This window comes from Ruegeria sp. B11 (assembly GCF_056539785.1).
On sequence record NZ_JBQFVO010000001.1, the window covers coordinates 1,485,958 to 1,499,969 of the forward strand.

At 57.1% G+C, this 14,012-nt stretch carries 9 protein-coding genes; 5 read left to right on the forward strand and 4 right to left on the reverse strand.

Annotation, left to right across the window (positions count from 1 at the left end):
- Position 1: 1 nt before the first annotated feature.
- From ACR0I1_RS07480 to ACR0I1_RS07490, 3 genes are all read right to left on the reverse strand, one after another.
- Positions 2-2,404, reverse strand: a complete 2,403-nt coding sequence (locus ACR0I1_RS07480; RefSeq protein WP_480705677.1) for a GcvT family protein — start codon at positions 2,402-2,404, stop codon at positions 2-4.
- Between the two features lie 98 nt (positions 2,405-2,502).
- Positions 2,503-3,132, reverse strand: coding sequence for a glutathione S-transferase (locus ACR0I1_RS07485; RefSeq protein ID WP_170564505.1), 630 nt, complete (start codon positions 3,130-3,132; stop codon positions 2,503-2,505).
- A gap of 93 nt (positions 3,133-3,225) precedes the next feature.
- Entirely contained in the window at positions 3,226-3,723 is a 498-nt protein-coding gene (locus ACR0I1_RS07490) for a class I SAM-dependent methyltransferase (protein WP_170564502.1), read from the reverse strand.
- Positions 3,724-3,951: 228 nt separating this feature from the next.
- Between ACR0I1_RS07490 and ACR0I1_RS07495 the strand changes: the two genes are divergently transcribed.
- The 5 genes from ACR0I1_RS07495 to ACR0I1_RS07515 are packed head-to-tail and all read left to right on the forward strand — an operon-like array spanning position 3,952 to position 11,177.
- Complete coding sequence (locus ACR0I1_RS07495) at positions 3,952-5,724, forward strand: ABC transporter ATP-binding protein (RefSeq protein ID WP_480705679.1); 1,773 nt, start codon at positions 3,952-3,954, stop codon at positions 5,722-5,724.
- On the forward strand, positions 5,717-7,630 hold the full coding sequence (locus tag ACR0I1_RS07500) for an ABC transporter substrate-binding protein (protein ID WP_480705681.1): 1,914 nt from the start codon (positions 5,717-5,719) through the stop codon (positions 7,628-7,630). The genes ACR0I1_RS07495 and ACR0I1_RS07500 overlap by 8 nt, the downstream gene beginning before the upstream one ends.
- A 15-nt stretch (positions 7,631-7,645) precedes the next feature.
- A complete protein-coding gene (locus tag ACR0I1_RS07505) occupies positions 7,646-8,674 on the forward strand; it encodes an ABC transporter permease (protein WP_170397654.1) in 1,029 nt (342 codons plus the stop codon).
- The gene (locus ACR0I1_RS07510; RefSeq protein WP_170663923.1) at positions 8,671-9,825 is read left to right on the forward strand and encodes an ABC transporter permease; all 1,155 of its coding nucleotides are present in this window, start codon (positions 8,671-8,673) and stop codon (positions 9,823-9,825) included. The genes ACR0I1_RS07505 and ACR0I1_RS07510 overlap by 4 nt, the downstream gene beginning before the upstream one ends.
- Complete coding sequence (locus ACR0I1_RS07515; RefSeq protein WP_480705683.1) at positions 9,822-11,177, forward strand: CoA transferase; 1,356 nt, start codon at positions 9,822-9,824, stop codon at positions 11,175-11,177. Before ACR0I1_RS07510 ends, ACR0I1_RS07515 begins: the two co-directional genes overlap by 4 nt.
- Before the next feature lie 87 nt (positions 11,178-11,264).
- Here the strand turns inward: ACR0I1_RS07515 and ACR0I1_RS07520 are convergent, their stop codons facing one another.
- Positions 11,265-13,661, reverse strand: a complete 2,397-nt coding sequence (locus tag ACR0I1_RS07520; RefSeq protein WP_170397663.1) for a mechanosensitive ion channel family protein — start codon at positions 13,659-13,661, stop codon at positions 11,265-11,267.
- Positions 13,662-14,012 lie beyond the last annotated feature (351 nt).

Consider the following 14,012-nt stretch of genomic DNA (forward strand, 5'->3'; position numbering starts at 1 on the left):
GTCAACCTCGCATCGCTTTGCCCAGCGGGTCATAGGGCGACGGCGCAATCACGCGGGCCGGGCGTTCGACACCGACCACATGCACCGACAACTCGGTGTCTGGTTCAGCCTTGTCGCGGTCGACCAAAGCCATGGCCAGCGACTTGCCCGTGTAGTGGCCATAGCCACCCGAAGTCACAAATCCAACGCGCTCATCCCCAGCCCAGATCGGTTCATACCCACTGGCATCTGCGTCCAGCGCATCAACCTCAAGCGTCACTTGAACTTGCGCCGGACCGTTGCCATCGCGTTCAGCCAGCGCAGCCTCTTTGCCAACGAAATCCTTGTTCCAGTCGATCCAGCGATCCATTCCGGTCATGCCTGGCGTGTAAAGCTGAGTGAACTCTGCAGACCAGATACCAAAGCTCTTCTCAAGCCGCGTCGACAGCATCGCGTTGAATCCGCATTCGCGGATACCGTCCCCGGCCCCAGCCTCAAGCAGCATCCGGCGCAGTTTGATATGGTCGCCATAGCGGCAGTTTATCTCATACCCTTTTTCGCCCGTCACAGACATACGCGCCACACGGGCACGCACCAGACCGATATCAAAGTCGCCGCAGCCCATGAATTTCAGGCCCGAGATATCCTGTTCGGCCAGTTTCTCGACCACAGCCTGCGATTTCGGCCCAACCACGGCAAAACCGCAATATTCCTCGCCCAGATCGCGGATATTCACGGCGTCCATCATGTGATCATTGAACCAGCGCATATGCCATGCGCGCAGATAATAGCTGCCCATGATCCACCAGGTCCCGTCGCCCCAGTTCAGCACGGTCAGATCACCCTTGAGGCGACCGTTCTCACCCAGCATTGGAGCCAGTTTGGCACGCCCCGGTGCAGGCAGTTTCGACGCCATGATCCTGTCTAGCCAAGCCTCGGCATTTGGGCCTGTGACCTCGAAGCGCGAAAAGCCCGAGATATCCAGTAGTCCCACGCCTTCGCGGATGGTTTTGCACTCCTCAGCCACGATGTCGTGCGCATTCGAGCGTTTCAGCGTCGGCGTCTCTTCAAAGCCCTTGGGCGCAAAGTAAAGCGGTACTTCCAGATCCCAGCTGACGCCCCATTTGCACCCCGCCTCGGTCATTGCATCATGGGCTGGGGCCATCTTCAGCGGGCGACCTGCGGGCAGTTGCTCGTTCGGGTAAGTCATCACGAAACGACGGGAATAGAACTGACCGGTTGTTTCGCGGATGTAGCGTTTGTTCTGAGCGAAATCGCCATAGCGCGCCACGTCCATAGGCCATGCGTCGGCCTCAGGATCGCCATGGATCATCCATTCGGCCAGCGTCTTACCAACGCCGCCACCCTGCAGGAATCCGGCCATCACCGCACAAGCTGACCAATAACCGCGCTTGCCTGGGACCGGACCGACCAGCGGGTTGCCATCGGGTGAGAAGGTGAACGCGCCGTTCACCCATGTTTTGATGCCAACATTCTGGATCGACGGGTACCGTTCAAAGCCCAGCGTCAGCTCGTTCTCGATCCGGTCGAGCTGTTCCTGGAACAATTCTTCACCGTAATTCCACGGCGCACCGTCCATAGCCCAGTGCTCGTGATCGACCTCGTAGATGCCCACCAGAACGCCCTTCTGGTCCTGTCGCATATAGGTGAAGCCTTCAAGATCAACCGTCATCGGCATCTCGAAATCCGCCTCGGCCACCTCAGGCACCGTATCGGTGATCAGATAGTGGTGTTTCAGCGGCGAAACCGGCAGCTCCACTCCGGCCATGCGCCCCACCTGTTTGGCCCAGAGGCCAGCAGCGTTGACCACATGTTCACAAGTGATAGTGCCTTTGTCGGTCACAACTTCCCAACCATCCGCAGTCTGTGTCAGGCTTTCGACCTTGGTTTCTTCGTAGTATTCCGCGCCACGTTTCTTGGCCGCAGTTGCATAAGCCTGAACCGTACCGGTTGTATCGATGTAACCTTCGCGATCCGCCCACATCGCGCCCAGCACGCCGTCGGTGGACATGATCGGGCAGCGTTTCTGCGCCTCCTCTGGCGACAACAACTCACAGTCGTCAATGCCGATGGACTGAAAAATGCGGTAGTTGGCCTGCAGCCACTCCCACCGTTCGGGCGTGCCCGCCAGCGTCAGGCCGCCGGTCATGTGCAGGCCGATATTCTGACCCGACTCTTTTTCGATCTCGCTGAGCAGATCAATCGTATAGGCCTGCAGCGACGCCATGTTCGGATCTGCGTTCAGCGCATGGATGCCTCCCGCCGCGTGCCACGAAGACCCCGAGGCCAAACGCCGCCTTTCCAGCATGACCACATCTGACCAGCCAAACTTGGCGAGATGGTACAGAACCGAGGCGCCGACAACGCCGCCACCGATGACTACGACACGATACTGAGATTTCATCCTGCGCTCCCCTGCATGACTCGCAGAGGACGCTAGAGGCACTGTTCACTTCTGTCTAGACATTTCTGTACAGTTCGAGGGACAGCACCCGGATCAGCTTAAAGCCGGGCGCTCGGGCGTGTCTGAACGGCATCAAACCAGGCGCGTGTGGCCGTGTTCTCTTCTGGGATACGCATCTTGATGACACGTGCGAAATCGACAAACACAAATGTGGTGATATCGGCCAGTGAAAACATGTCACCCGCAACGAAACCGCTCACTTGCAGACGGGCCTCAAGCAAATCGAAGAAGGCACGCACCCGCTCAGCCCCCCGCTGCGCTAGTTCAGGGATTTGCGCGTGGTTTGCAGGCCCGGTGATCGCGCGGCCTTTGAACGAAGGATGGGTGTTGCGCAAAGTTTCCGCGATTGGTGCGCCACATTGTTGTTCGGCGATGGCATTCCACATCAGAATTTCGCCTTTTTCATCCGGCGTTTGCCCCATCAAGGCAGGTTCCGGAAAGCGCGCCTCGAGATAGGTGGCGATGCCAAGATTTTCTGTAAGCGTGGTACCTTGATCCGTAACAAGCACAGGAATCGTTGCACCAGGGTTCACAGCCCGGAAAGCATCGCTAAGCTGTTCACCCTTGGCGATTGAGATATCGCGGGTGTCAATCTTCAGCCCCTTTTCCGCGATAAACATCCGAGCACGGCGCGGGCTTGGCGCGGTCGAGCAATCGTAGAAAAGCATTTTTGACGGTCCCCTCCAAAGCTTCACGCCTCAGACGTTAGACCGGCCCGGTACTACAGCGCGAGTCGGATCACACAGTGACCCTACGGCAGATCAACGCCGATAGATGAAACAGCGCCCGTCGACCGCCCCTTCTGGCAGCGGCACCTCGGTCAGTGTTTCGAAATACATACGATCGCTGGAAACCATCAGTCCGTCCCGCGCCAGAAGCGGTTCGATCAAAGGTGAGACGAGGCGGGCAAAAGCATCATTCTTTTGCCGGTTGTGTCCCCCAAGATCGGCATGGATCAGACTGGCTGACGCGCCAAATCGCGTGACCGAAGCAGGCAATGTTTCGCGCACATCACCGAGAATCACCAGATCATCGGGCGGTGTCGAATCGGGATGAGACGCAACGGCCCGTTCAAAAACATAAACGGGACGGTCCTGAATGTGCTTAACCATGTGGTGATATGTGCGCCCATTTCCCAATCCCAGCTCAAAAACCGGACCAGGCTGCCCCGTGGTCTGCGCGATGGCAAAGTCCAGACAAGCACGTTGCGAGACCATTCGGTCAATGAACAGATCCAATCGGCTTTGTTGCTCGGACACGGGGCACCTCTTTCAAAATCATTCGACACCAGTCGGGGGGCGATTGCGCCTTTGATGGCAAAAACTCAAGACTTTGTGTAGCCATACGGCCCGAGTTTCACGATTCCGCGACAATTCGGGTGAAGAAGGTGTTTGACTACGCCGCCCCAACCGCGCGAAACTGCTCAAAAAAGACAGGGAGTTCACAAAGCCGATGTTTTCTAGCGGCCAGACGGGTGGAAAACCCGCATGAGTGCGTTGTTGTCCGTTCGGGATCTCAGCATCGGCTTTGGCACGGGTCCATCCGTTGTCCAAGATGTCAGCTTCGAGGTCGAACCCGGGCAGACACTTGCATTGGTTGGAGAATCCGGTTCGGGCAAAACGATTTCCTGTCGCGCTGCACTGCGTATTCTGCCGCGTACCGCCCAGATCCGTAGCGGAACGATCACGCTGAACGATTCCAAAGGCACCGCTAATCTGATCGAACTGAGTGAAAGACAGATGCGTGGTATTCGCGGCAATCGGGTTTCTATGATTTTTCAGGAACCGATGCGATCTCTGTCACCGCTTCATAAAATCGGAAATCAGGTCAGCGAAGTTCTTTGGTTGCATCGCGGCGCATCCGATGCACAGGCCCGCAAAGAAGTTCTGACCCAGTTTGAGAGGGTTGGTTTCCCCGACCCTGCCCGCGCCTACGACAGCTATCCGTTCGAGCTGTCCGGCGGCATGCGCCAGCGCGCCATGATTGCCATGGCGATGGTGTCCAAGCCTGAATTGCTCATCGCGGACGAGCCAACCACAGCGCTGGATGTTACCACCCAAGCGCAGGTTCTTGGGCTGATCAAAGAGCTGCAGCGCGAGACCGGTATGGCGCTGATCCTTGTCACCCATGACCTGGGTGTAGTTGCTAACATGGCCGAGCGGGTGGTCGTCATGCACAAAGGCCGCGTGATGGAAGCTGGCCCGGCAGCACCAATTCTGAACGATCCGGCGCACCCCTATACGCAGCAGCTGTTCGACGCTGCGCCTGAGATACCCGATCAGGATGCCGTCGGCATACCGATGCCCGACGAGGACCTAATTCTGCAGATGACCGGGGTCTCAAAGACCTACACGATGCGATCGAGCAAAGGTTGGAAAGCCGACAAACTGATCCATGCCTGCCGGGGCGTAGATATGAAGCTGGCGCGCGGCAAGACGCTTGCAATCGTTGGCGAAAGCGGGTCTGGCAAAACAACCGCCGCCAGAATCGCTCTGGGCGCTGAACTGCCCGACCCGGGCGGCGAAGTTCTGTTCAGAACAACAAGGGATTCCAAACCGATAACGGTTCACAGTATGACACGGACCGAACGCACCGCGTTTCAGCGCAAGGCGCAAATGGTGTTTCAGGATCCCTATAGCTCTCTTAGCCCCCGTATGCGCATTCAGGATGCCATGACCGAGCCGTTGGAGATACACCGCCTCGGCACCGTGGCAGAGCAGCGCGACAAAGCGGCCGCGATGTTGCAGCGGGTCGGGCTGAATGCCGATATGCTCAAACGCTATCCGCATGCGTTTTCTGGTGGACAACGACAGCGCCTATCTATCGCCCGCGCGATGATGCTGGACCCGGCGCTGATTGTTTGTGACGAGCCAACCTCGGCACTGGATGTATCCGTTCAAGAGCAAATTTTGACCCTGCTCGAAGAACTGCAGGACAGTCTGAACCTGTCTTACCTGTTCATCTCACATGATCTGGCCGTCGTCGCGCGCATTGCCGACGAGGTCGCCGTCATGCGCCGGGGTCTTGTGGTGGAACAAGCCCCACCCGAAACTCTGTTCTACAATCCACGTCATCCCTATACCAAGGCACTGATTGCCGCCCAGCCCGAACCGGATATCAATCGCCCGATTGATCTGAAACTGGTTGCGCTTGGTGCCGGTTCGCCCGACAGTTGGGATGACGCCTTTCGATTTTCCGACACCGTGATACCTTCTTTGGTAGAGTTGGAGCCCGGCCATAAGGTACGTTGCCATGTTTAAGACCACTCACCGATTGATTCTGGCCGCGTCGCTGGCCATCGCAGGTATGCTGCCCGCTGTGGCAGAAATTCCGTCTAATCTTCAGGAAAACGCGTTCTGGCAAACCGAGGTTGAAAGCGGTGACCTGCCACCGGTTGCTGAACGTATTCCGCAAGATCCACTGATCGTGGACTTAGCCGCCAAAGGTCGCGAATTCGGCGTACCCGGCGGTACACTGCGCACGATGGTCACCCGGTCCAAAGATATTCGGCAAATGGTGGTCTATGGCTACGCAAGGCTTGTGGGCTTCGATCAGGATTACAACATCGTCCCGGATTTGCTGGCTTCTTTCGAAAACGAAGACAATCGCAAATTTACTTTGAACCTGCGACCCGGCCACAAATGGTCAAACGGATCCGCGTTCACATCCGAAGACTTCCGGTATTGGTGGGAGGATGTGGCCAACAACGAATTGCTCAGCCCTTCAGGCCCACCAGATTTCCTGCTGGTTGAAGGCAAAACACCCACCGTCACCTTCCCCGACGAAACAACAGTTGTATTCGAATGGGATGACCCCAACCCGAATTTCCTGCAATCACTTGCTCAGGCGCGGCCGCCCTTTATCTATCGACCGTCTGAGTTCCTTAAGCAATATCACGAGAAGTTTGCGGACCCCGAAGAACTGGCATTCAAGGTCGAAGATGCGCGGGTAAAAAGCTGGGCGGCGCTGCATAACAAGTTGGACAATCTATATAAGTACGACAATCATGAACTGCCGACGTTGCAGCCATGGCTCAACGCAAGTTCGGGCAAGAAAATCCGGCACAACTTTGTCCGTAACCCTTATTACCATCGGGTGGATTCAAATGGGGTTCAGCTGCCCTATATCGACGTAGTCGAAATGGAAATCGTCGCACCGGGTTTGGTCGCGGCCAAAGCAAATGCGGGTGAAACCGACTTGCAAGGTCGCGGATTGGCATTCCGCGATGCCTCGATCTTGAAAAAGGGCGAGGCTGAAGGTGGATACAAGACGCTTTTGTGGAAAACAGGCGTCGCGTCGCAGATCGCGATTTATCCCAATTTGAACTACACTGACGATGCGTGGCGCGAGGTTCTGCGCGATGTACGTGTACGCAGGGCACTGTCGCTCGCCATTGATCGCAAGACGATCAATCAGGCGCTCTATTTCAAGCTGGCCCAACCCGGCGCGATGTCGGTTCTGCCCGCATCGCCCTTCTACGACGAAGCGAATGCGCAGGCTTGGGCACAGTATGACGTCGACAAGGCGAATGCTCTGCTTGATGAGGCTGGGCTGACCGAGCGTGACAAAGATGGTATCCGACTGTTGCCCGACGGGCGTCCGATGGAGCTGATCATCGAAACCGCAGGTGAGCGGCAAGAGGTTGAAAACGCCCTGCAGATCGTCACGGATACCTGGCGTGAGATCGGAGTCGAACTGGTCATGCGACCATTGGATCGAGACATTCTGCGCAACCGGGTCTTCTCGGGCAATACAATGGCGTCGGTCTGGTTCGGCTGGGATGACGGCATTCCGCAAAGCCACACATCGCCGGCCTATCTCGCCCCGACCGATCAGGTCTTTCTGGCGTGGCCTAAATGGGGCCAATACTATCAGACAAATGGAGGGTCGGGCGAACCACCAGACATGCCCGAGGCCGAACTTCTCATGAAGCTTGCCCACGATTGGGAAATCGCCTCCACGGATGAAGAACGCAGCGCTGTTTGGTCTGAGATGCTGAAAATTCACGCCGACCAGCTTTATGCGATCGGAATCCTGAACGGCGCACCGCAGCCTATTGTCGTGTCGAACCGCCTGCGCAATGTGCCTGAGCAGGCCATGTGGGCATGGGAACCCGGCGCACACTTCGGCATTCACCGTCCCGACGAGTTCTTCTTCGCCGACTAATTCAGGAGCAGCTAAATGGTCATGCTGCGCTACGCGGTGTATCGCTTTTTCACGATGCTGCTGACATTGCTGGTGGTGTCGGTTCTGATTTTCGTGATCATCAACCTGCCCCCCGGCGACTATCTCAGCAACCAGATCGCCGAACTACAGGCTTCAGGACAGTCCGCCGGTGTCGCCAAGGCCGAGTTTCTGCGCAAGGAATACTCATTGGACCGGTCGTTGCCCGAGCAGTACCTGATCTGGATGGGCTTCTGGCCCGGACCGCATGGGTTCGAGGGCCTGTTACAGGGCAATTATGGCTGGTCCTTCGAATTTGACCGCCCCGTGCGCGAGATCGTGGGCGATACGCTCTGGTTGACGGTTGTGGTCAATCTGGCTGCCATTTTATTCGTCTATGCCGTTGCTCTACCATTGGGGGTCATCGCTGCGGCCAGATCACGGACGTGGATCGACTATACCTCTGCCTTTGTAGGCTATCTGGGTCTTGCGACCCCGAACTTCCTGTTGGCGCTGATCCTATTCTACTATGGCCATCGCTATTTCAACCTGCCCATCGGCGGCCTGATGGACCCTTCCTTTGAGGGACAACCGATGAGTTGGGACAAGTTGAAATCCATCCTTGTCCACCTGATCGTTCCGACCTTCGTCATCGGAACCTCGGGTGCTTCGGCCATGATGCAGCGCCTGCGCGCCAATATGCTGGATGAACTAGGGAAACCTTATGTCGAAACAGCAATCGCCAAGGGCATGTCCCCATCGCGGATGCTGACGAAATACCCATTGCGCGTGGCCTTCAACCCGTTTGTCGCCGACATTGGAAACCTGCTGCCCTCGATGGTTTCCGGGTCGGTTTTGGTCTCGGTGGTTCTGGGTCTGCAAACAATCGGCCCGACCCTGCTGACTGCCTTGAAAACGCAGGACCAGTTCCTGTCGGCCTTCATTCTTATGTTCGTGGCTCTGCTGACCCTGATCGGCACCATGATTTCCGATATCCTGCTGGTCATGCTTGATCCGCGCATTCGTTACGAGGGGCGCGAAGCATGACCGATAAACCCGATGGTCGCTATGTCGACGACGCACCATTTGACCCGCAGGCCTCTATTCAGCAGCTTGAGCGCGCAGATCTCGATGCCCCTAATTGGGTGCTGGTCTGGCGCAAGTTCAGGACCCACAAGCTGGGTCTGATTTCTGGCCTCTTCTTGCTGCTCTGCTACTTGATGCTGCCTTTTGCGGGCTTTATTGCCCCCTACGGCCCCAATGACCGGAACGGAGAGCACCTGTACGCTCCACCCCAGTCGGTCAACTGGTTTCATGAGGGGAAGTTCATCGGCCCCTACATTTATCCAATAGTTGCAGAGGCGGACCTTGAAACTTTCCAGTGGAAATTCGTCGCTGACACGGAAGATCCGCGCCCAATCCGGTTCTTCTGCGAAGGGTCAGAATACAAACTCGCAGGGCTGATCAAATCCGATACGCACCTGTTTTGCGCACCCGAAGGGGCCACGCTGTTTCTGTGGGGCTCGGACCGTCTGGGCCGCGATGTATTCAGCCGCATCCTATATGGCGCGCAACTGTCGCTGACAGTGGGCCTGATCGGCATTTCGGTTTCCTTCTTCCTCGGCATCCTGTTCGGATCAATGGCCGGGTATTTCGGAGGGCGCATCGACTGGACCATCAACCGCGTGATCGAAATCCTGCGCTCGCTGCCGGAACTTCCCCTTTGGCTGGCCTTATCCGCCGCGGTGCCATCAAATTGGAGCCCGGTCGCGGTATTCTTCATCATCTCGATCATCCTCGGTATTCTCGATTGGCCAGGCCTTGCCCGATCTGTCCGCGCAAAATTCCTGTCTCTTAGAGAAGAGGAATACGTACGCGCGGCCGAGATGATGGGCGCAAGTTCGGGTCGTGTGATCCGAAAGCACCTGCTACCCAATTTCATGTCGCATCTGATTGCCTCGGCCACGCTATCAATTCCTGCGATGATCCTGGGTGAAACCGCCCTCAGTTTCCTTGGCCTTGGGCTGCGCGCCCCGGCGGTCAGTTGGGGCGTGATGCTGAACGATGCGCAGAACCTTGCTTCGATCGAGATCTATCCATGGACCGCAATTCCGATGCTACCGATCATCGTCGTGGTGCTGGCCTTCAACTTCCTTGGCGACGGGTTGCGCGACAGTCTTGACCCCTATCAGCAATGAGCTTGCTGTCCGCCCTCCCCTCAACTGACACCTACAGAGTCAACGGGGCGGGTGCGCGGCCCAGCGCCTTTGCGGTCTCGGAACTGGCGACGGCCAGTTTTGCGGCAGTCGGGCAGGAGCTGTCGCGCCTTGTGACAGCCTTGAACCTGGCGCCTACACCTCTGGAGGTGGCCGTAGATCATCGACTGGCCTCCTTGTGGTATGGCTTTTCCTTCAAACCCAAAGGGTGGGATATGCCCAGCCTTTGGGACGCGATTGCTGGTGACTATCAGGCCTCTGATGGGTGGATCAGGCTGCACACCAACCTGCCCAGTCATCGCGCCGCCGCCCTTAGTGTTTTGCAAGTCGCGCCGGACCGTGCGCTGGTATCGCGCGCAGTTCGGGATTGGAGCATCTCTGAACTGGAAGCCGCGATTGTCGCCGAGGGCGGCGTCGCTGCCGCAATGCGCAGCCGCTCTGAGTGGCATGACCATCCGCAAGGACGCATATTGGCCCGCGAGCCGTTGATCGGATGGCAGGGGCCACGCAATATTCAACTACGTGATCGGCCTCAGGCGACTGCCGCGCGACCTCTTTCTGGGCTGCGTGTGCTCGATCTGACCCGCATTCTGGCCGGGCCAGTCTCGACACGAACACTTGCGGGTTTTGGCGCCGAGGTCCTGAGGATCGATCCACCCGGCTGGGATGAACCTGGCGTCATTCCTGACATTTCTCTCGGCAAGCACTGCGCCTATCTGAACCTGAAATCACCCGATGGAAAAGCAAAACTGCAAGAGCTGCTGGCCCAAGCGGACATACTTGTCCACGGGTATCGGCCCGGCGCTTTGGACGCACTCGGTCTGGGTAAAAACACGCGGGATCAGCTCGCCCCCAACAGGGTTGAAGTCACGCTAGACGCCTATGGCTGGCAAGGACCTTGGGCAGCGCGCCGCGGTTTTGACAGCCTTGTACAGATGAGTTCCGGAATCGCACATGCAGGGATGGGTTGGGCGGGGGCCGACAAGCCAACTCCGTTACCCGTTCAGGCACTGGATCACGCAACTGGTTACTTGATGGCAGCCGCCCTGCTCTCGGCGCTCGCCGAAGCCGCATCTGGACACGCTGTTATGGATGCCAGGCTCTCGCTGGCGCGCACCGCCGAATTGCTGGCCACCCTCGCCAAGAGCGATCCCGGTGACGAAATTACCGAGGCGCTGCCTGTCGATTATGCGGATGCGCTCGAACCTTCCGGGTGGGGGCCCGGCTATCGATTGAAGCCGGCGCTAACCGTTGGATCCGCAAAGATGCACTGGGCTTTGCCTGCGTCCAAACTGGGAACTTCGCAGCCCACTTGGCCGTCACTTACCGCTTAAAGCTGCCGCCGCGCGGGACGCGCGGCCCGGCCCAACGTTTTGGTTGACGTCTCGCCAGAGACGCAAACCAAAGGGGCGGGAGCCCTCCTAGCGATCATCACCACCGCCGGGGCCGATATCGTCCAGATAGTCTTCGTCAATCGCGGCCTGAACGGCCCCTGTGACAGCCTCGCGTTGTTTGGGAGTCAGGTCCTCGGCCTCTTTGTCATCCGCCAGTCGCACGGTGACTTCCCGATGCGCAAACCGGATGCCTTCACGGGCAAACAGCTCACGAATATCCTGATAGACTTTCTTGCGCACCAGCCACTGATCGCCCGGCTTGGTCATAAACTTGACCCGGATAATCATTGCAGAATCCTGCATTTCGATCACACCCTGCGATTTCAGCGGCTGGATGAAGTTATCACCAATCACCGGATCGCTCAGCAGCTCTTGACCCAGCTTCTTGATCAGCTTCCGCACTTTTTCGACATCGGTGTCATAGGTCACCCGCAACGGCAGCTTCATGATAACCCAGTCGCGGGAATAGTTTGTCAGAACCTTGATCTCTCCAAACGGGATCGTGTTGAGCGCACCAAGGTGGTGGCGCAGTTGGAAGGACCGGACCGATATCTTTTCGACCGTCCCTTTCACATCACCAATGTCGATGTATTCACCCTTTCGGAAAGCATCATCCATCAGGAAGAACGCACCCGAGAAGATGTCGCGGACCAAGGTTTGCGACCCGAAACCAACGGCCAGACCCACAACACCTGCACCGGCAAACAGCGGGCTGACATTGATCCCCAGTTCCATCAATACAATCAGCGCGATGGTCACAACGACCACAGCCAGAATGGCCCCGCGGAACAGAGGCAACAAAGTTGCAAGACGGCTCTGCCCGCCTTCGCCTCCTTCGTCGCCCAGCTCGGCTTCAGCACCGCCGTCATCCGTCTCTTCCGCGATCTTGCTATCTATCCAGACGCGGAAGAAGTGAAACAGAATGTAACCCATAAACAGGATCACCATCACATCCAGCGCCCGCTCGATCGGCAAGTCATCCGACCAATTGGCCTGCGGGTTCCAGATCACTACCAGCGCATAGAGCCCCACCACAAAGGCCAGAATTCCTGCCACACGACGGGCAAGGTCTTCGTACGTCAGAATGGCGTGTTTGCGCTTTTCGGCCTGCGGCGTATCAGCCACCAGCTCATCCTCGATCTGCTCAGCCGCTTCTGCGTCGGCATTCATCACCTCAATTCTGCGATTGCGATCAAAATACCTTTCAAGCAGATAGTTCATCGCGCCGTAGGCCACGACGACGGACATAAAGATGGCATAGCTGCTGGCCACGATCGGGATCGAATCCTGAACCTCAAGCACCAGATCAACGGCCAGTTTGAACCAGCTGAACACCATATAAAGCACCAGAACCGGCGCCCAGGCGAAAGAGATGAACTTCAGTATCCAAGACACCTGATCCGGAGCACGCCCGCCACGAATAGCGTTCGAGATCGCGCGTGCATTGAACAGGATCATCAGTATGTTGCCCAGCGCCCCGATCAGCGTCAGGCTACCATAGACCATGGCATAGACGTTATAGTTCAGCCCAAAATCCGCGACCCATGTCGAGAACAGAACAACCGAGATGTCATAGGTCGCCAGTGCTGACGCCCAAACATACAGGCGCTTGGCGTCCCGGTCTGAAAAAGGCGGCAAGCGATACTGGCTAAGGTAAGGCGACAGAACCATCCGCCACAAGTCCGAGACGGTGCGCGAAAGGAAAAATGCGGTAAAGATTGCCGTAACGGTAAACTGGATTGATATGTCTTCCGCTTCACCAAAGAACAGATAGCCAACGATCAGCGCCATGAGCATGGCAAAGATCGTTCCGCCAATGCCCATCACGAAACGATACACAAGGAAAGGCATCTTTTCACGATAGCCAACCGGGTTTTCCTTGATGCGCGCAACCACCAAACGCTTCGCGATGCGCTTGCCGTAGATTTCGATCGACAACCATCGCCCCAGCAAAAGGAACAACACGTTCAGGACCAACACCTCGACATAGGTCTGAATCCGCCCGTCCGGACTGGTCTGTCTGAGGATGTATTGGACCTCAAAGACCGAATAGGGCAGCGCCTCCATCCGCGAGCGTACGGAATCCCGGAACTTTGAGAACCGCTCTTGCGCCTTCATCAGCTGAGAACCCTCAGCCATGTGATCAATGCTATCTGCCTCTGGCGTCGCGTCGGCGCTATTGCCCGCTGCCGATACAACCTGCCCGGCGCTGTCGATTACGATTACGCTTGCGCCCGCCTCGGAAGCGGATCGAATGGCCGCCGCCAGATCGCTGTCAGCGGCAGAGCTTGAAGAACCGGTTTCCTCGCTTGATCCTATTGGGTATCCCGGAATAAGCGAAGTTTGCGCAACCGCGTCGGTTGCACTGGCCAGCATCGCCGCCCAAATCACCAAAATCAGCCCGGCCAGAACATTCATTTTCATCGTATATCGCATCCAATTCGTAGCTGCGTCCAAGACTATAGAACCTCAGAAGGCTGTTCAAATCATCCGCACACGCGGTGTCAACATCGTGAGAGCCCGTGTTCCTGACGCAATGGATGGGATAAAGTGTTTCCAAGACAACAAAAATTGAATATGACCACCTGAGGCGTCCGGTCTCGGAATTGGCTTGTGCATGAAGAACCATCGGCCTGCATATCGCAAGGTGCGCCTGTTGCCGGCGGTGGCATTATGCTGTTGCCAATTCGCAATGTTTGGCGCATTTGGACGGCGGAATCTGTGCCTTTGGCAAGAAGGTCTGGCAGAATTACGATAATCAGGTGCAGACGCGCG